This is a genomic window from Phenylobacterium aquaticum, assembly GCF_947378715.1.
GTDB lineage: Bacteria > Pseudomonadota > Alphaproteobacteria > Caulobacterales > Caulobacteraceae > Phenylobacterium > Phenylobacterium aquaticum_A.
Map to the genome: position 1 here is coordinate 20,375 of NZ_CANCLE010000015.1, position 18,457 is coordinate 38,831.

At 68.1% G+C, this 18,457-nt stretch carries 17 protein-coding genes; 9 read left to right on the forward strand and 8 right to left on the reverse strand.

What is annotated here, in order from left to right:
- Positions 1-15 precede the first annotated feature (15 nt).
- Entirely contained in the window at positions 16-609 is a 594-nt protein-coding gene (locus tag Q7P21_RS03880; RefSeq protein WP_304168953.1) for a response regulator, read from the forward strand.
- Positions 606-1,106: a hypothetical protein gene (locus Q7P21_RS03885; RefSeq protein ID WP_304168951.1), complete on the forward strand. Its 501-nt coding sequence runs from the start codon at positions 606-608 to the stop codon at positions 1,104-1,106. Before Q7P21_RS03880 ends, Q7P21_RS03885 begins: the two co-directional genes overlap by 4 nt.
- Here the strand turns inward: Q7P21_RS03885 and Q7P21_RS03890 are convergent.
- Together Q7P21_RS03890 and Q7P21_RS03895 are read right to left on the reverse strand one after the other, a co-directional pair.
- Positions 1,103-2,737 carry an AMP-binding protein gene (locus Q7P21_RS03890; RefSeq protein WP_304175832.1) on the reverse strand — a complete coding sequence of 545 codons (1,635 nt, stop codon included), beginning with the start codon at positions 2,735-2,737 and terminating at the stop codon, positions 1,103-1,105. The genes Q7P21_RS03885 and Q7P21_RS03890 overlap by 4 nt on opposite strands.
- A 102-nt stretch (positions 2,738-2,839) precedes the next feature.
- Positions 2,840-3,850 carry a fatty acid desaturase gene (locus Q7P21_RS03895; RefSeq protein WP_304168947.1) on the reverse strand — a complete coding sequence of 337 codons (1,011 nt, stop codon included), beginning with the start codon at positions 3,848-3,850 and terminating at the stop codon, positions 2,840-2,842.
- Between the two features lie 273 nt (positions 3,851-4,123).
- On the opposite strand from Q7P21_RS03895, the gene Q7P21_RS03900 reads away from it, so the two are divergent.
- Positions 4,124-5,947, forward strand: coding sequence for a DUF885 family protein (locus tag Q7P21_RS03900; RefSeq protein WP_304175834.1), 1,824 nt, complete (start codon positions 4,124-4,126; stop codon positions 5,945-5,947).
- A gap of 17 nt (positions 5,948-5,964) precedes the next feature.
- Here Q7P21_RS03900 and Q7P21_RS03905 read toward each other — a convergent pair whose 3' ends face one another.
- Positions 5,965-7,581: an EAL domain-containing protein gene (locus tag Q7P21_RS03905; RefSeq protein ID WP_304175836.1), complete on the reverse strand. Its 1,617-nt coding sequence runs from the start codon at positions 7,579-7,581 to the stop codon at positions 5,965-5,967.
- A 178-nt stretch (positions 7,582-7,759) separates the two neighbouring features.
- Between Q7P21_RS03905 and Q7P21_RS03910 the strand changes: the two genes are divergently transcribed.
- Positions 7,760-8,272 (forward strand): NUDIX hydrolase, encoded by a 513-nt coding sequence (locus tag Q7P21_RS03910; RefSeq protein WP_304169103.1) that lies wholly within the window; start codon positions 7,760-7,762, stop codon positions 8,270-8,272.
- Between the two features lie 13 nt (positions 8,273-8,285).
- On the opposite strand, the gene Q7P21_RS03915 is transcribed toward Q7P21_RS03910, so the two are convergent.
- Positions 8,286-10,052, reverse strand: a complete 1,767-nt coding sequence (locus Q7P21_RS03915; RefSeq protein WP_304169101.1) for an ATP-binding protein — start codon at positions 10,050-10,052, stop codon at positions 8,286-8,288.
- A gap of 228 nt (positions 10,053-10,280) precedes the next feature.
- On the opposite strand from Q7P21_RS03915, the gene Q7P21_RS03920 reads away from it, so the two are divergent.
- On the forward strand, positions 10,281-11,375 hold the full coding sequence (locus tag Q7P21_RS03920; protein WP_304175839.1) for a phosphatidylinositol-specific phospholipase C1-like protein: 1,095 nt from the start codon (positions 10,281-10,283) through the stop codon (positions 11,373-11,375).
- Here Q7P21_RS03920 and Q7P21_RS03925 read toward each other — a convergent pair.
- Positions 11,372-11,773: a GFA family protein gene (locus tag Q7P21_RS03925; RefSeq protein WP_304175840.1), complete on the reverse strand. Its 402-nt coding sequence runs from the start codon at positions 11,771-11,773 to the stop codon at positions 11,372-11,374. The two genes, Q7P21_RS03920 and Q7P21_RS03925, sit on opposite strands and share 4 nt — an antisense overlap.
- Positions 11,774-11,864: 91 nt before the next feature.
- On the opposite strand from Q7P21_RS03925, the gene Q7P21_RS03930 reads away from it, so the two are divergent.
- On the forward strand, positions 11,865-13,664 hold the full coding sequence (locus Q7P21_RS03930) for a sodium:solute symporter family protein (RefSeq protein WP_304169110.1): 1,800 nt from the start codon (positions 11,865-11,867) through the stop codon (positions 13,662-13,664).
- 8 nt (positions 13,665-13,672) lie between these two features.
- Positions 13,673-13,873, forward strand: a complete 201-nt coding sequence (locus Q7P21_RS03935) for a hypothetical protein (protein WP_304169092.1) — start codon at positions 13,673-13,675, stop codon at positions 13,871-13,873.
- Here Q7P21_RS03935 and Q7P21_RS03940 read toward each other — a convergent pair.
- From Q7P21_RS03940 to Q7P21_RS03950, 3 genes are read right to left on the reverse strand one after another with little or no spacing between them, the layout of a single operon-like run.
- Positions 13,870-14,805 carry a hypothetical protein gene (locus tag Q7P21_RS03940; RefSeq protein ID WP_304169089.1) on the reverse strand — a complete coding sequence of 312 codons (936 nt, stop codon included), beginning with the start codon at positions 14,803-14,805 and terminating at the stop codon, positions 13,870-13,872. The genes Q7P21_RS03935 and Q7P21_RS03940 overlap by 4 nt on opposite strands.
- Before the next feature lie 19 nt (positions 14,806-14,824).
- Entirely contained in the window at positions 14,825-15,601 is a 777-nt protein-coding gene (locus tag Q7P21_RS03945; RefSeq protein WP_304175842.1) for an enoyl-CoA hydratase/isomerase family protein, read from the reverse strand.
- Entirely contained in the window at positions 15,598-16,461 is an 864-nt protein-coding gene (locus Q7P21_RS03950; protein WP_304175843.1) for a hypothetical protein, read from the reverse strand. The genes Q7P21_RS03945 and Q7P21_RS03950 overlap by 4 nt, the downstream gene beginning before the upstream one ends.
- Before the next feature lie 107 nt (positions 16,462-16,568).
- Here Q7P21_RS03950 and Q7P21_RS03955 point away from each other — a divergent pair, with 107 nt between their 5' ends.
- Together Q7P21_RS03955 and Q7P21_RS03960 are read left to right on the forward strand one after the other, a co-directional pair.
- Positions 16,569-17,093 carry a GNAT family N-acetyltransferase gene (locus tag Q7P21_RS03955; protein ID WP_304169080.1) on the forward strand — a complete coding sequence of 175 codons (525 nt, stop codon included), beginning with the start codon at positions 16,569-16,571 and terminating at the stop codon, positions 17,091-17,093.
- On the forward strand, positions 17,090-17,539 hold the full coding sequence (locus Q7P21_RS03960; protein ID WP_304169079.1) for a hypothetical protein: 450 nt from the start codon (positions 17,090-17,092) through the stop codon (positions 17,537-17,539). The genes Q7P21_RS03955 and Q7P21_RS03960 overlap by 4 nt, the downstream gene beginning before the upstream one ends.
- The last annotated feature ends 918 nt before the right edge of the window (positions 17,540-18,457 follow it).

Below are 18,457 nucleotides of genomic sequence, written 5' to 3' on the forward strand. Positions count from 1 at the left end.
GCCCTGGGCCCGAGCATGCAGACCACCACGCGGATCAATCTCGAGAAGGCCACGGCCCTCGTGATCGACGACAATCAGCAGGCGCTGGACCTGTTGTCGAGCGTCCTCACCAGCTTTGGCCTGCGCGACCAGGTGCGCTGCACCAGCGCCATGGAGGCGGTGGAGGTCTGCAAACGCCAGACTTTCGACCTGATCCTGACTGACGGCCAGATGCCGGTTATGGACGGCTATGAGTTCGTCCACTGGCTGCGCCGCGAGGGCGGCGACGCCGGGCGGCTGACGCCGACCATCGTGGTCACGGCCCACACCCGCAAATCGCACGTGATCAAGGCCCGCGACTGCGGCGCCAATTTCATCATCGCCAAGCCGATCACCCCGGCGGTGATCCTGCAGCGTATCTTCTGGGTGGCCCAGGCCAGCCGGGTGTTCATCGAGACCGACAGCTATGTGGGGCCCGATCGACGCTTCAAGCAGATGGGGCCGCCCGCGGAGTTTCCGGACGGCCGCCGCAGGGACGACAAGCCCATCGAGATGGGCGCGGCCCAGGAGCCGAACCTGAGCCAGGATGAACTCAACAACATGATCGTCGCACAGAAGGCCGCGCTATGAGCGTCGTTAAGAAATACCATGTGAAGCCTCGGTTGGCCTCGATGATCCAGAAGAGCGGCGGCTTGCATGTGGGCGAGGCCCTGAAGCGCGGCCAGGGCGTGATCGATGGACACCGCGAGGAGTTCCTGAGCGAGATCGACGCCGCCATGGCCGCCATGGACGCCCTGGCCGCCCAGCCGGGCTACGACATCGAGGAGATGTACAAGGCCTCGACCCGGGTGATCTCGGCCTGCGCGGTGCTGACCGACGACAGCCTGGCCCAGGCCTCGCGCTCGCTCTGCGATCTGATCGATCGGGCCAGCGAGACGGGGCGGATCAATCCCATGAGCGTCAAGGTGCACCTGGGCTCGATGCGGCTGCTGCACCGGTCCGAGGCTGGCCCGGAAGAACGCGCGCTGATCCTCCAGGGCCTGACCCAGGTGGTCGAGAAGCAGGATCGCCAGGCCGCCGCCGCCGCCGCCGCCCAGATCAAGGCCGATGCAGGCTCCGACAGCTAGGCCTGGACCCCAAGGGCGACCAGGGCCAGCGCCTTGACCGCCTTGTAGTCGACCTTGCCGTTGGGGGCGCGGCCGATGGACTCGACCACTACGAGTTCGCGCGGCGCCTTGTAGTGGGCCAGCTGGGTCTTCACGTGGTCCGACATCGCGGCGAGCGTCAGGTCGTGGGCGCCCTCCGGCTCCACCACCGCGCAGATGCGCTCGCCGAAGCGCGGATCTGGCACCCCCACCACGACCGCGTCGCGCACGTGGGCGTGGGTTTTCAGCGCCTCCTCGACCTCTTCCGGGAAGACCTTCTCGCCGCCGGTGTTGATGCATTGCGAGCCGCGGCCGAGCAGTTTCAGCGTGCCATCGGCATTGACCTCGGCCCAGTCGCCCGGCACCGACCAGCGGGTTCCCTCGAAAGTCAGGAAGGTTTTGGCGCTCTTCGCTTCGTCCTTGTAATAGCCCATCGGCAGGAAGCCGGACACCGCCACCAGGCCTCGCTCGCCCGAGCCCGGCTCCACCCGCCGGCCATCCTCGGTGAACACCGCCGTGTTCGGGCCCAGCATGAAGGCCGCGGTCTGGGCCTCGGCTCCGGCCGCTGACGCGGAGGCGCCAAGCCCCACCGCCTCCGACGAGCCGAAGCTGTCGGCGATCATGGCGCCGGGGATGTGGCTGAGCAGGCCGCGCTTGTTCTCCTGGCTCCACATGGAGCCGGACGAGCTCATGGCGCGGATGCTCGAAAGGTCCCAGCGGCCGGGATCGGCCTCGAGCGCCTCGAGCATGGGGGTGGAGAAGGCCAGCCCCACCAGCACGATATTGGTCGCCTTCAGCCGCTCGGTCTCATTCCACAACTCGACCGCGTCGAACTTGCGCGAGGGCAGGGTGCAGACCGTGCCGCCGGAAATGAGCGAGATGAACGCCGAGAACTGACCGGTCCCGTGCATCAGCGGCGCGGCGGTGATCATCGTCGCGCGAAGGTGCTCGGGCCCCTGGATGCGGGCGATCAGCTCCGGGATCGAGGTCGCCGGCGCGATGCCCAACGCCGCATTGCCGCCGGCGCCCAGCACCTGGAACAGATCGTCCTGCCGCCACATCACGCCCTTGGGCATGCCAGTGGTGCCGCCGGTGTAGAGCAGCACCAGATCGTCGGGGGAGCGCCCCCAGGACGCCCTCACGGGCCGCTGGGCGGGGGTCTTGGCGACGATGGTCTCGTAGTCCTCGGCCCAGGCCGGAGCCGGATGGCCGGGCTCGGCGACCGCGATCCACAGCTTCACCTTGGGCAGGCGCGGGCGGATGGCCTCCAGCGTCTCAGTGAAGCCCGCGTGGAACACCACCACCTCGGCGTCGGCGTTGTCGAAGAGGTAGACCAGCTCCTCGCCGCCATAACGATAGTTGGTGTTGATGGGGTCCAGCCCCGCCTTGAAGGCCGCGTAATAGACCTCAAGATATTCCGGGCCGTTATAGAGATAGGCCGCGACCTTGGCGTCTGATCCCACGCCAGCGGCCACCAGTCGGGCGGCCAGTGCGTCGGCCCGGGCGTCGAAGGCGCCCCAGGTCACCACGCGCTCCCCCTGGATCAGGGCCGGCCTGTCCGGCTGCGCCCCGGCGATCGCTTCCCAGACATCCGCGAATAGCCACCCGGTCATGGCCGCCTCCCAAGTCTTGTTGTGCTTGGGGGCAGTTGGCGTCGGGCCGGCGGTCTTAGTCAACGGTGACGCGAGGGGAGGCTTACGCCACGGAATGCCAGGTCAGGCGGCGAGACGGTCGCGGCGACGCAGTTCGCTGAACGAGACCAGCTTCTGGCCGGCCTCATCCCAAAGGGCCAGGGGAACGCAGCTGAGGCTTTCACGCAGGCCGATCCGGCTGACGCCTTTCAGTTCCGGATGGTCGGAGAGCACCTCGGTGAGGCGGTAGAAGGGGATGCGGCTGGACAGGTGGTGCACGTGGTGGATGCCGATATTGGCGGTCAGCCAGCGCATCACCGGCGGCAGGTCATAGTGCGAGCTGCCCAGCAGCGCCGCGTCCTCGCGCTGCCAATCGGAGTGGCGCGCCCAGGCCACGCCCTCGAACTGGTGCTGCACGAAGAACAGCCAGACCCCGATGGTGGCGGCGATCAGCATGGTCAGGGCGTTGACGATCAGTATGGGGGCGAGGCCGACCAGCCAGACCAGGACGGCGCAGCCGACCAGGGCCGCCAGGCTGTTGCCCAGGGTGGAGACCCAGGGGCGCCAGCCCTCGCGCATCAGCCCGACCGGCACGCGTTGCTGGATGAAGAACACGAAGGCCGGGCCCAGGCCGAACATCACCAGCGGATTGCGATAGAGGCGGTAGCCCAGCCGGCGGATCGGCGACAGGGCGAGATATTCCTCGACGGTGAGCATCTCGATCACCCCCAGGCCGCGCCGGTCGAGATTGCCCGACGTCGCGTGATGCATGGCGTGGGTGCGCCGCCAGTAGTCATAGGGGGTGAGAGTCAGGACGCCGATGGCCCGGCCGACCCACTCATTGGCGGCCTTGGTCTGGAAGAAGGCGCCGTGGCCGCAGTCGTGCTGGATCATGAACAGCCGGACCAGGAAGATCGCCGCAGGGATGGTCAGCAGCAGGGCCGCGCCCCACCAGCCGTCCTTGAACGCCAGCCAGCCCAGGCCCCACAGGGCGCAGAGCGCAGCGGCGGTGAGGGTCAGTTCGAAGACGCTGCGGCGGAGGCTGGCCTGCTTGTAGGGCGCCAGGCGTCGGGTCCAGTCGGGGGAGGTCGTCACGTGCGGGCTTTCGTCGGAGGGAGCAGCCGTGTGGTGTCCCGATCTATAGGAGGCATATGCGACGAAACGGTTATCCGGACCAGCCCCCGGCGGTTGTCCCCTCGTCTTGCGACGATAGGTCTCCATTACGGAGAATTAATGTCCGCCGCCGGACGCCTCGCCTTGTCGGGCCGGCGGGCGGGCGCCTAGGGTCGGCGTAACAGCTGTGACGCTGACTTCGGGCGCGGGCAGCTGTGATGTGACTTTAGAGATTGTTTTCAGGATATTGTTTTCATGAAAAATATTGATCGCCGTTCATTTCTGGCGACCAGCGCCGGCGCGGCCCTGCTCACCGCCGCTCCGGCCTTCGCCCAGACGACCGAGGATGCGCGCCTGAAGGCGTTGCTCGATCAGATGTTCGAGCAGCAGGTCGACGAGAGCCCGCAGCGAGCCACCAGCCTGGGCCTCGACAAGGGGCCCCGCGCCGCCCTCAAGGGCCAGCTGGACGACAACTCCGCCGCCGGCCGGGCGCGGCGACTGGAGGCCGTTCGCGGCCGGGTCGCGGCGCTGAAGGCGATCAAGCGCGAGGCGCTGTCCGACGCCGCCAAGGTCGATCTGGACGTGGTGCTCTATCAGAACCAGACGGCGCTCAACGCCGGCGACAAGTACAAGTTCGGCTCGGCCGGCGGGCGCTTCAGCCCCTATGTGATCAGCCAGCAGAGCGGGGTCTATCAGTCGGTCCCCGACTTCCTGGACAATCAGCACAAGATCGTCACGGCGGCGGACGCCGACGCCTGGCTGTCGCGGCTGCACGCCTTCAGCGGGGCCCTGGACCAGGACCTGGATCGGATGAAGGCCGACGTTGCGGCCGGCGTCGTGCCGCCCGACTTCGTCTGCGACCTGTCCCTGGCCCAGCTCAAGGCGCTGCGCGACCAGCCGGCCGAGAAGACGGTGATGGTGACCTCCCTGGTCGCCAAGGCCAAGGCGGCGGGGCTGACGGCGGACTACGCCGCTCCGGCCGCCAAGATCGTCGCCGAGGAGATCTTCCCGGCCCTGGATCGCCAGATCACGGCCGTCCAGGCGGCCCGCGCCCAGGCCACCAGCGTCGCGGGGATCGGCAAGCTGAAGAATGGCGCGGCCTATTATCAGGACGCGGTTCGCGCCTCGACCACAACCGACTTGACGCCCGACCAGGTGCACCAGCTGGGCCTGACCCAGGTGGCCGAGATCACCACCCGCCTGGACGCCATCCTGAAGGGCCAGGGTCTGGCCTCCGGCACGGTGGCCGAGCGCCTGACCGGCCTGAACAACCGTCCCGACCAGCTCTATGACAACACCGACGAGGGGCGCGCCGCCCTGCTGGCCGCGCTCAATGTGCAGATCGGCGAGGTCTACAAGAAGCTGCCCCTGGCCTTCTCCACCCTGCCCAAGGCCAAGGTCGAGGTGAAGCGGGTGCCGGCCTTCATCCAGGACGGGGCGTCCAACGGCTACTATCAGAGCGCGGCGATCGACGGCTCGCGCCCGGCCAACTTCTTCATCAACCTGAAGGAGACGCATGACTGGCCGAAGTACAATCTGCCGACCCTCGTCTATCACGAGGCGGTGCCGGGCCATCACCTGCAGATCGCGCTCGCCCAGGAGAGCACGAAGATCCCGATCATCCGGCGCACCGGCGGCGGCTTCTCGGCCTTCTCGGAGGGCTGGGCGCTCTATGCCGAGCAGCTGGCCGATGAGATCGGCGTCTATCAGGGCGATCCGCTCGGCCAGGCCGGATATCTGCAGTCGCTGCTGTTCCGCGCTTCACGGCTGGTGATCGACACCGGCCTCCACGCCAAGGGCTGGAGCCGCGACCAGGCCACCGACTACATGGTCAGCGTCACCGGCTATCCGCGCAGCCGCGCCCAGCGCGAGGTGGAACGCTACTGCGTCTCACCGGGCCAGGCTTGCAGCTACAAGGTCGGTCACACCGTGTGGAACCGGGTGCGCGACGCGGCCAAGGCCAAGCTGGGGGCGCGCTTCGATCTGAAGGCCTGGCATGACGCGGCGCTCCTGTCCGGCTCCATGCCGATGACGGTGCTGGAGCGTCACATGTCCGAGTGGCTGGCCACCCAGACCTGAAACGATGCGGGGCGGTTCTAGCCCCAGCTGTCGACCGACCCGACCCGGCGCGCCGCCGGGCGGGTCGGGGCGAGGTTGATCGGCGCCTGGGGGGTGTCCGTACCGGGGCCGTAGAGCCAGCCCTGGGCATAGTCGACGCCGGCCTTGCGCACGGCGTCCTCCGCCTCGGCGCTCTCGACCATCTCGGCTACGGTCTTCACGCCCATCTCGCCGCACATATTGACCAGGTGACGGATGAAGGTGGACTGGCGGCCGCCATGCTCGATGTCGCGGATATAGCGGCCGTCAATCTTCACGATGTCGAGCGACAGGTGCTGGAGATAGGCCAGGGAAGCCGCGCCCGCCCCGAAGTCGTCCAGGCAGACCAGGCAGCCCTCGGCGCGCAGCATCTGCAGGTGACGGTCGGCCTGGCCCAGGTCGTCGATGGCCGAGCTTTCGGTCAGTTCGAACATCAGCCGCTTCTTGGCGGCCGGATAGGCGGCGAGCAGACGCTTCACAGCGCCCATGAACTCGACATTGACGATGGTGCGGCCCGAAACATTGACCGCCAGCCGCGCCGAGGTGTCGGTCATCAGCTTCTGGACCGTGCGCTCGACCACGGCGATGTCGAGCAGCTGGATCAGGTCCAGCTCCTCGGCCATGCGGATCATCGGGAACGGACTGGCGTCGTCGCCGAACCGGACCAGGACCTCGTGGTGATGCAGCTTGGAATTGGCCTTCAGGTCGACCACGGGCTGGTAGATCAGCCGGAAGTCGCGGCCGTTCAGCGCCTTCTGCAGGACGCTGACCTCACTCAGGGTTCGTTTCACCGACTGGGTGACGGCGTCATCCAGGGTGCCGGGCGGCACGCCGGGCAGGCCGTCGCGGATGAAGGTGTCGAGGGAATAGCGAATGGCGCGGATCGCCTGGCCCGGGCTGGCGGCGTCGACCCGCAGCGGGATGGCTGAGGCCTGGGGCGCCAGGCTGTCTTCGGCGGCCAGGGCCAGCAGGCCCAGGATGCGCTTGGTGACCCCGTCGGCGGGCTCGCCGTGCTGGCGCACCAGGGCGAAGCGGTCGTCGGCCAACTGGGCCGCCGCCCCGCCATAGCTCTGGGCGAGCAGGATGCCGGACAGGCGATCGTCCAGGGTCTTGGCCGCCTCGGGCCCGACCTTCGCGCGCAGAGCGGCCAGGCCGCCCATCTCAACGAGGGCCAGTTCGAGATCCAGGCCGGTCTGCTGGGCGGATTCGAACAGCGAGGTGGTGACCGCCTCGAAGGAGGCCTTGTCGTGCAGGCCGTGCACCGTCTTGGGCGCGGCGCGGGTCAGGGCGCAGGAGATGGCCCCGTCATTGCCGGGCAGGCAGAAGGTCGACAGGGCGGCTGCCCGCGGGCCCCGGCCTGTGGCGGCCAGGCTGACCACGACGGGCCCGCCACGGCGGCCAGGTGTCGAGCCGTCGAACAGGGCCTGGACCATGGACCAGTCGCGGGCGTCGATGAATTCCCGCCAGGGCCGGCCATTGACCACGGTCTCCGGCGCGCCGGAGATCGCCTCGCTGGCGCCGATCGCGACGCTGATGGTCCCATTGGTGGCGACCTCCAGCAGGAGGTCGGCGCTCGCGAAGGCGAAGCCGAGCAGTCGGTGCGATGCGAGCGACAAGGGCGCGTTCCTGAGATTTCGAGCAATCCTCGCTGATCGGCCTTAAATTCCAGTTGAAGTTCCAGGGTTTAGTGTCGCAACCCAGCGTCGATCCGGGGGTCATGTAACCCGAAACGGGGCGAGGCGGCGGGGTTCGGGGCGGTTGATTTTCGCCCCTGGTCCAGGCTTGCTGCCGCCCATGTCCGAGACTTCCGCCCTGCGCCACCGGCCCACCGCCCGGGTCCTGTTGTTCGACGCCGAGGGGCGCATCCTGCTGATGAAGGGCCGGCTGCCCAACCGGCCGGCCGGGACCAGCGCCTGGTTCACCGTGGGCGGTGGGCTTGAGCCCGGCGAAAGCCTGGAGGTCGGCGCCCTGCGCGAGATCGCTGAGGAGACCGGCTTCACCGAGGTCGAGCTGGGCCCTGTGGTCTGGCTGCGCGAGGGAGTCGGCGCCCTGGCCAGCGGGGAGACCGTGCTGTTCCGCGAGACCTATGTCGTCGCCCGTTGCGCCGGCGGCGAGGTCAGCCGCGCCGGTTGGGAAGCCCACGAGATCGATCTGGTCGACGACCTGCGCTGGTGGACCTTTGACGAGCTCGTCGCGACCGACGAGCGCGTCTATCCGGAGCGCCTTCTGGAATTGTTGCCCGATGTGCTGGCCGGCCGCTATCCGGCCGAACCGCTGGTGATCACAGTGGTGCGCCCACCGAGGTAGGCGAGGCGCGAGGTCAGGCCGAGGCCGCGACCCCGCCGTCCTGCTCTTCCTCGTCGGGATTGGCCACGGCCGCCATCATGGCCGAGACCAGGTTCTTCACCTGGACCGGCTTGGTGACATAGCCCGCGAAGCCCAGTTCGGTGTAGCGCTCGGCGCCCAGGGTCATGGCGTCGGCGGTCACCGCGATCAGCGGCGTGGCGCGGTTGGGGCCGGGGGTGGCGCGCAGGGCCTGGAGCACGTCGATCCCGGTCATTTCCGGCATCTGGATGTCCATCAGCACCAGGTCGAAGGCCTGGGAGGTCAGGGCCTCCAGGGCCTCGCGACCGCCGGCCGCCTTGCGGACCACGAAGCCCATGGCGCCCAGTAACTGTTCCAGCACGATCAGGTTGGTCGGATTGTCGTCGGCGGCCAGGATCGACAGCACCGGGGCTTCTTCCTCGGTGATCGCCTGGGCGGCGAGGTCGGCCAGGGCCGGGGCCTCGGTGACTTCCAGCGGCAGACGGACCCGGAAGGTCGAACCCTGGTCGAGGACGCTCTCCACGGCGACCGAGCCGCCCATCAGGCCAGACAGCTCCTTGCAGATCGCCAGGCCCAGGCCCGCGCCAGCGAAGCGGCGCACGTCGGTGGCGTCCACCTGGCTGAACATCTCGAACAGGTGGGGCATGTCGAATTCATCGATGCCGACGCCGGTGTCGGACACGGCGAAGACCAGGGCGTCGTCGCCCTCGCAGGTCAGGGTCACCGAGACCCCGCCCTCGCGGGTGAACTTCAGGGCGTTGCCGACCAGGTTGAACAGCACCTGGCGGACGCGGCGGGGATCGAGGGCGGCATAGGCGGGCACGGCCTCGGCCACCTCGACGCTGAGCGCCAGGCCGCGTTCGGCGGCGGTGGGCGCCCAGAAGATCTCCATCTCGGCCAGCAGGGTGCGCAGGTCGCAGCTGGTCTTGGAGATCTCCATCTGGCCGGCGTCGATCTTCGACAGGTCGAGGATGTCGTTGAGGATGACCATCAGCAGCTCGCCGCTCTTGATCAGGGTCTCGACCTGCTGGCGCTGGGCGGGGGTCATGTCGGAGCGTTGCAGCAGCTGGGCCATGCCCAGGACCCCGTTCATCGGGGTGCGAATCTCGTGGCTCATGGTGGCGAGGAAGGTCGACTTGGCCAGGCTGGCGCGGCGGGCGTCCTCGCGGGCGTCCTCGGCGGCGTCCCGGGCGGTGGTCAGATGGTCGATCAGCCGGTTCTTCTCGTCCTGACGGTCGAGCAGGTCGTCCTTGGTGCGGGTGGCCATCTTGCCGATCATGGCGGCGATCAGGCCCAGCCAGACCAGGGCGCCGAACAGGGCGAGATCGACGCTGCGCGCCTGGACGGCGAAGACCAGGGCGGCGAGGGCGGTCATGGGCGGGATCACCGCCTGGCGGAAGATCTGCGGCGCCAGGACCGACTGAATGACGCTGACCAGCAGCACGCCACTGGCGATCAGGCCAAGGAAGACCAGGTCAGCCGGTTGCGGGCGCATCAGCATCAGGGCGGTTGGCGCGGCCAGGGTCACGACCCCGCGCGCCAGGACGCAGCGGGCGTGCCACGTCAGGCCGATGGCGGCGTCCATGCTGTCGGCCCGGGCGAGCCACCCGCGATAGAGCGCGCGCAGACCCAGGTCGGCGGCCAGGCAGGCCGGCGCCATGGCCAGCGCCAACCAGGGGTGGCCGATGACAGCCAGGATCAGGCTGGCGGCGACGTCGAAGGCTGAGGTGAGGGCCAGGCCCTTGATATGGTTTTCGAGCACCCTGTGAAACAGGCTCGGATCGGACGGTCCGCCGGTCCCAACGGGGAACGGGGCGGGGGAAACGGCATCCAGGGTGTCGACCATTGGGGTCCTTGAGGAGTCATTCTGACTACGCCCTTCGACATCGCATGGCAGGTGTTGAAAAATCCTTTGCAAGCGGGTGGTTACATGCGTCCCTCGGCCAAAGATTCGGCCGTCTGTCGGGACCGATTTTGGGGGATGCAAATCATGATCGCGTCGATATTGGCCGCCGTCGTGGCCCTGGCCGCCGGCTGCGATCTGGAGCATCCCGCCGGTGGGCCCGGCTGCACGCGCGCCCGGGTTGACGCCCTGCCGATGAACGCCATGCAGGTGATCGGCACCCACAACAGCTACAAGTCCGCCATATCTCCGGTCGAGATGGCCAACCTCAAGGCGATCAGTCCCAAGACCGCCGCCGGCCTCGACTACAGCCATCCGCCCCTGACCGAGCAGCTGAACGCCGGCGCCCGCCAGCTGGAGCTGGACTATGTCTACGATCCGCAAGGCGGCCGCTACGCCTCGCCCCTGGGGCTGAAGCTCGGCAAGGACGCGGCCCAGGCGCCCTATGACGCCGCCCCGATGATGGCGCCCGGCCTGAAGGTCATGCATGTGCCGGACATCGACTATCGCAGCGTCTGCCCGACCTTCGTCGCCTGCCTGACCGAGGTCCGCGCCTGGTCGCGGGCGCATCGCGACCACGTGCCGATCCTGATCATCATGAACCTGAAGGACGACAACATCCCGTTCCCCGGCGCGACGCCCCTGCTGCCCTTCGACGCCAAGGCGATGGACGCCATCGACGCCGAGATCCGCTCGGTCTTCCCGGAATCCGAGTTGATCACCCCCGACAAGGTCCAGGGCAAGGCGGCCACCCTGCGCGAGGCGGTAGCGACCACTGGCTGGCCGAAGCTGAAGGCCGCGCGCGGCAAGGTGATGTTCGCCATGGATGAGGGCCCCGAAAAGACCAGCCTCTATCGGGGCGCCCGCAAGTCGCTGGAGGGCCGGGCGATGTTCGTCAATGTCGAGGAGACCTCGCCGGCCGCCGGCTACATCACGCTCAACGAGCCGATCGAGCTGGCCGCCCGCATCCAGGCGGCGGTGACGGCCGGGATCATCGTGCGCACCCGGGCCGACGCCGACACGGTCGAGGCTAGGACCAACGACCGCGCGCGCCAGGTGGCGGCCTTCGCCTCCGGCGCCCAATATGTCTCCACCGACTATATGAAGCCGGATCCGCGGTTCAGCAGCTACGAGGCGCACCTGCCCGGGGGCGGGATCGCCCGGCTTGACCCCAGGCCCTAGCCAGGCTTGCGCTCGAGGTGTTGCGGCAGGGCGTCGGTGATCTCCCACCAGTCGGCCTTGGAGCCCACGAAGTTGTGGACCGCAGGTCGGGCGGCGACCGGGGCGTCCAGGGTTCCGGCACGCACCCGCACGACGCCCGGAATCGCGGCGGTGCGGCTGAACATCGGTGAACCGCATTGGCCGCAGAACAGCCGCTCCTTGCCCGGCGAGCTCTCATAGGCGCGCAGCGTCTCCTGGCCGGAGGTGAAGCGGAAATTGGCCTCGGTGACGGGCAGGTTCGTCGCGAACGGCCCGCCTTGCGCCTTCCGGCACGCGCCGCAATGGCAGACCTGGATATCCGGCAGGGCGCCGGTGATCTCGAAACGGATCGAACCGCAGAGACAGGAGCCAGTGGTCATGGGAAGGCGCTCCGGGCGGGGACTAAACGCGGCCTTGTAGCGCAACGGATTTGACGGGTCGCCCGGCGTAGTCGAACTATCCTTGCAAAACGTGCGGGGGGACGACGTGCATCTGGGCGCCATCGATGGCCTGATCCTGGGCCTCTATCTCGTCGTGGTCCTGTTGATCGGCTGGCTGGCCGCCCGGCGGACCAAGAGCGGGACCGACTTCTTCCTGGCCGGACGCTCAATCCCGGCCTGGGTCTGCGGCCTGGCCTTCATCTCCGCCAATCTGGGAGCGCAGGAGGTGATCGGCATGGGCGCCTCGGGCGCCAAGTACGGCATCGCCACGGCGCACTTCTATTGGCTGGGCGCCATACCGGCGATGGTGTTCATCGGCGTGTTCATGATGCCGTTCTATTACGGCTCCAAGGCCCGCTCCGCGCCGGAATATCTGCGCATGCGCTTCGATGAGAAGACGCGGGCCTTCAATGCGCTGAGCTTCGCGGTGATGACCATCATCGGCTCCGGCGTCTCGATGTACGCCATGGCCAAGCTGATCCAGACCCTGCACGTGCTGGACGCGCCCTTCGCGGCGGTGGGCCTGCCCCAGGCCTGGATCTTCCACGCCGCCATACTGGCCTCGGCCCTGGTGGTGCTGGTCTATATCTACATGGGCGGCCTGCGAGGGGCGATCTACAACGAAGTCCTGCAGTTCTTCCTGATCGTCGCCGGCTTCGCGCCGCTGGCCTGGTTTGGGCTGAAGAGCGCCGGCGGCTGGGAGGGGATCAAGGCGACGCTCGGGCCCGCCTACACCCATGCCTGGCAGGGGATGGGGAACCCGGCGACCAACCGACTGGGGGTGGACGGCTTCGGCCTGGTCATGGGCTTGGGTTTCGTCCTGTCCTTCGGTTACTGGTGCACCGACTTCCTGGTGGTCCAGCGGGCCATGGCGGCGGACTCCATGGCCTCTGCCCGACGCACGCCGCTGATCGCCGCCGGCTTCAAGATGTTCTTCCCGTTCCTGGTGATCATTCCGGGCCTCGCGGCCCTGACCCTGACCACGGCGGCCATGGCGCCGGCCCATGGGGCGGGGCCCGGGCAGGTCCAGGCGGCGTCGGTCATCCCGATCAAGCTCGACGCCACCACCGGCAAGCCCATGCTGGACTCGGCCGGCAAGCCTCAGCTGGACTATGATCTGGCGACCCCCAATCTGCTGATCCACACCTTTCCGACCGGCATGCTGGGCCTGGGGCTGACGGCCCTGCTGGCCAGCTTCATGTCGGGCATGGCCGGCAATGTGACGGCGTTCAACACCGTCTGGACCTATGATCTCTACCAGGCCTATCTGAAGCCGGAGGGCAGCGACGCCCACTATCTGGCGGTCGGGCGGATCACCACGGCGGTGGGGATCCTGCTGTCGGTTGGCGCGGCCTATATGGCCAGCCAGTTCAACAACATCATGGATCTGATCCAGCTGATCTGCGCCTTCGTGAACGCCCCGGTGTTTGCGACCTTCCTGCTCGGCATGTTCTGGAAACGGGCCACCGGCCACGGCGCCTTCTGGGGCCTGGTGCTGGGCACTGCGGGCGCGGCCCTGCACCACGGCCTGACCCTGCCGCTGGGCTCGGTCCCGGGGATCAAGGGCGGCTGGCTGGCGGTCATGCACACCTATCCCAGCGAGATGGCCCAGAACTTCTGGACGGCCATCTGGGCCTGGAGCCTGTGCTTCGGCCTGACCGTGGCCGGCAGCCTGATCACCCGGCCGCGCGCCGAGGCCGAGCTTGTCGGGCTGGTCTATAGCCTGACGCCCAAGCTCGACGAGCCAGGTGGCGGCTGGCTGCGCAATCCGGTGGTGCTGGGGGCGATCGTGCTGGCCGTGACCCTGGTCCTCAACCTCGTGTTCTGGTGAGATCGGCCATGGATATCCGCCTGCCCATCGGCCTGTTGTTCACCGGCATCGGCCTGCTGCTGATCCTGGCCGGCCTGATCACGCCCGCCGCCCATCTCAAGCTCGCGACCACCGGGCTGAACCTCGATATCGTCTGGGGCGGAGCCATGACCGTCTTCGGGATCGGCGCGGTGATCCTGACCCGGATCGGACCGCGCGGCGGATCCTAGCTCAGGCCCTCAATCCGGATCGCGTCCAGCTCGGCGGCGGTCATGACGCCCGCCTGGAACAGGGCCAGGAATTCCTGCGACACCCCATTGCCGAACATCAGCGGGTCGTCGGTGTTGACCGTCACCCGCACCCCGGCGTCGTAGAGCCGGCGGATCGGATGGTCGGCCATCCGCGCCACCCGGCCGAGCTTGAGGTTCGAGGTTGGGCAGAGGTTCAGCCTTACGCCCGCGTCGGCCAGCATGCGCATCACCTGGGGCGAGTCCGCTGCGGCTATGCCGTGCTGCACCTCGTCCAGCTCCAGCAGCTCGACGGCGCGCCAGACATCGTCGGCGGTCCCCCACTCGCCGACATGGGCCTTGAGCTTCAGGCCCGCGGCCTTGGCCTTGCGATAGAGGGGAACGAACACCTCGATCGGCTGGGCGAACTCGTCGCCGGAGAGGTCGATGGTCTTGAATGTTCCAAGCCCCAGCAGGGGGGTCATCCACCAGTCGAGCGCCGCGTAGGGACAGTGCCGGGACAGGCCCATCTGGGGGACCCAGTCGATCTGGGCGCCGTACGCAGCGTGGGCCTGGGTCAACATCCGCCAGACCGCGCCGGGCGTGCCGTCCTGCTGGGTGATGCCCCAGACGTCCTCGCCGACCTCGATCCGGGTCACCCCGTCCTTCACCGCCTGGACGAAGGTGGCCTCGAAGGCCAGCGCCCGCCCGGCCGCGCCCCTGAACACCCCGCCGGTCGTGTCATCGACCCAGGCATGCATCTCGTCCATGGAGCCGAGCACGCCCTCCAGGGGGGCGATGTCGCGGCCGGTCCGCTCGCGGATGAAATCGCGGTCGCCGCCCATGACCGCATGGATGTGCAGGTCGGCCTTGGGACAGGCGCGCAGGCCGGCCAGGTCGCCGGCTTCGAGCGCGGCCTGAAAATCATGTTCCATGGCGCGCGCTCCTGGGCGGTCAGAGTTTGCTGAAGTCCGCCGGTCGCTTCTCGCGGAAGGCGGCCAGGGCTTCGAGATTGGCGGGGCCGCCCTCCAGGCCCCGGAACACGGCGTCCTCCCGGGCCCGGGCGGCGCGGGCGGCGTCGAGGCGGGCGTGGATCAAGAGCCGCTTGGTGGCGACCAGGGAGACGATGGGATTGGGGGCGATCAGGGCCGCCTGGGCGCGGGCCCGGTCGAGCACGGTTCCGGCCGGCGCGACCTCACGGGCCAGGCCCATGGCGACGGCGGTGGGCGCGTCGATCCAGCGGCCCGTATAGACGATGTCGGCGGTGTTCGACCACCCGACCAGGGCCGGCAGCAGGGCGGTCGAGCCGGCTTCGGCCGTGACGCCCAGAGTGACGAACGGCGCCCTCAGTCGCGCGCCCTCGTCCATGAACACGAAGTCGCAATAGGGCAGCAGGGTCAGGCCAATGCCGACGCCCAGACCGTTGACCGCCGCGATCAGCGGCTTCTCGAAGCTGTCCAGCGCATCCATGAACGGGCCGAAGCCATGGACCTCGCCCGGCGGATAGGTCGGACGGTTCTCCATCTCCGCCAGGTCCTGGCCGGCGCAGAAGGCGCGGCCCTCGCCGGTCAGGATCACCACCGCCACGCCCGGATCGGCGGCGGCGAGGTTCAGGGCGTGGCCGACCGCATCATAGAGGGCGTCGCTCATGGAATTGAGCTGGGCGGGCCGGTTCAGGGTCAGGATGCGGACTCGACCTTCGTCGGCGACCTTCAGAATGGGTTCGCTCATGCGTCGATCCTTTCGACCCGTTCGGGGTGGCCGGACCAGGTCCAGGCCATGGTTGGGCGCGAGATGCCCAGCATCATGCCGCCCAGGCTGGGCGGATGCAGCCAGAGCTGGTCGGAATTGAGGTCAGCGGGCCGGGTCGCCGGCCGGTCTATGGTGATGCCCGCGCCGCCGGCCGCCCGCTCGATGGCGCCCATGTCACGGCTCTCGGCGAAAGCCATGTAGAAGCCGGCGCCCTCGCGGGACTGGTAGCGACCCAGCGTCTTGTCGAGGTCGGTGGCGGTGATGACTTCGAACCGGTGCAGCTTGCCCTTCTCGAACAGGGTCAGCACGCCGGTATAGCCGAAGGCCTCCGAGGTGATGGTGGTGAAGCAGGTCTCGTCGAGGCCGAAGGCGTCGCGGATCTGGGCGACCGCGCCGGCCTGGTCGGCGGCCAGCACCGTGGCCTCGTAGAGAAAGTCGATCCCGCCGACCCGCTCGCGCTCGGCCGGGGGCGAGATCACGAAGGCGATGGGGGCGTTCTCGATGGTCAGGGTCAGGTAGTCGCGACCGTCGGCGTGGCGGTGCGCGGCGCCAGCGGCCACGGCGGTTTTCGCCACCGCCGCAGGGTCAGGCGATGCGGCCCCGGCGGCGAACAGATGGGCGCGGCCCCGTCGCTTGAGCGCGTCGTCGACGGCGCCGGTCCCGTCCGGCTCCAGCAGTTCGATATCGGAGGTCCCGAGCCTCAGGGTCAGGCGAGTGGCGCCCAGGCCGGGCAGGGTATCGCGGCCGGCCTCCTCGGCGCCCAACAGGGTCTTCCACTTGGCCGCCGCAGCCGCGGAGTCCGGCGTCGCCAGCAGCACCCGATCGATCTCGGTCAGCACCCGCGTTCCTCCCTTTTGTCCTTGGGCCAGACGCTCGGCGAGATCGCGGCGGAAGGCAAGGCGCGGGGCGTTGCGGCGGGCCGGGAAATCGGCGATCAGCTTTGGCCATGCCGCTCTATCTCGCCACCGACACCGATCTCGACGCCGTCGCCGCCCTGGTCAATTCCGCCTATCGCGGTGAAAGCTCCCGCGCCGGCTGGACCACCGAGGCCGACTATCTCGACGGCCAGCGCACGGACGCTGCGATCCTGCGCCGCGATCTGGCCGCTCAGCGGGACGCGGCGCTCTTGATGTTCAAGGACGCGCCCGACGCGCCGCTGCTCGGCACGGTCTGGCTGGAGCCCGCCGAGCCGGGGGTCTGGTATCTGGGCATGCTGACCATCAGGCCCGACCAGCAGGACCGCAAGCTCGGCCGCACCCTGCTGGAGGGCGGCGAGGCGTTCGCGGCCGCCAAGGGCGCCCGACGCATCCGCATGACCGTGGTTTCGATCCGCGACACCCTGATCGCCTGGTATGAGCGGCGCGGCTATGCGGAGACCGGCGAGACCCGGCCCTTTCCCTATGACAACGACCAGATCGGCCAGCCGCGCGTGCCGGACCTGAGCTTCATCGTGATGGAGAAGGCCCTGTGACCCCCTTCGTGCCCGCCGATTTCGTCGTGCCCCTGCGGCTGGAGCAGCCGGAGTTCGTGATCCGGCCGCTGCTGATCAGCGATGTGGTCAAGGACTATGACGCGGTGATGAGCAGCGTCGATCACCTGCGTGGCGTGTTCGGGCCGAACGGCAAATGGCCTCAGGGCCTGACCTTCGAGGACGACCTGATCGACCTTGGCTGGCACCACAAGGAGTTCAAGATCCGCCGCTCCTTCGCCTACACGGTGATGAGCCATGACGAGGCGCTCTGCCTGGGCTGCCTCTACATCAACCCGACCGCACGCGAGGGCTGCGACGCCGAGGCCTATTGCTGGATCCGCGCAAGCCACGCGGCCGAACTGGATGCGCGGCTCTTCGAGACCCTGAAGGCCTGGATCGCCAGCGACTGGCCGTTCTCGAAGGTCGCCTATCCCGGCCGGAACTAGGATTTTCCGCCCTAAATCCTTGCAATCAATGGCGTAGTTCGCCTTCTGGCGCCTGAGCGATTTGTTTCAGGATGGTGGGAGAGGATCGATCAACGATCTCCCACCGAGCATCACGATCGGTGTCATCGACGACCCAAGGCGAGAGCAGGTGTAGCGCTCTGCATAAGGTTTCCCGCTCGCGGAAATCGTGAAATCGGCCCGCCAAACTACTCCTGCCTTTGAATTGACGGTCACGAGCGTGCGGTCAATCGTTCCTGAAAGTCTGACCACCACCAGCTGATGTAAGTAGGCCAGACATTCCGTTACAATCTGTGGATCGGAGTGATCGTCAGGCGCTTCGCCACTCGGGTTGGGTGGCGGAGACGGCGATAGGCTGGCGCTTCTCGGTCGATATCTGGAGGGTCGGGCGACAGCATCTCGGGAGGCCTCAATGGCCTGGGCTGAAGCTGCTTCACAAAGCAACTGGCTCGCTTCGCAACCAGCCTCAGGTCCGAGACTCTTGAGGCACTGCTCGCCGGCCATTGCGCAAGCTTGGCTACGAGAAGTTCCTGGGGCCGGTGATGCGGTTGGGCGATCTGCGGCGGCGCAGGCCGTCAATGCAAGAACAAGCAAGATCGGTCTGGCGGCGCGAATTTGGTCCAAAAAAGCGCCGAGACTACATTTCTGTCGTTGCTGCATGCCGGCTCCGTCAATCACTACCGATAGTTGCGGATTGGAACGAGGCTGGCAACAAGCTCGGCTGATCACGCACCGCCTTCCGCGCGACTAGCCCTCCGGCAGGGTCAGCACGACCTTGACGCAGTCGCCGTGGTGCTGGGCCTCGATGGCCTCATTGATCGCGGCGAAGGGGAAGGTCTTGACCAGCTTTTCCAGCGGCAGGCGGCCGGCCCGCCAGTGGGCGATCAGTTCGGGGATGAA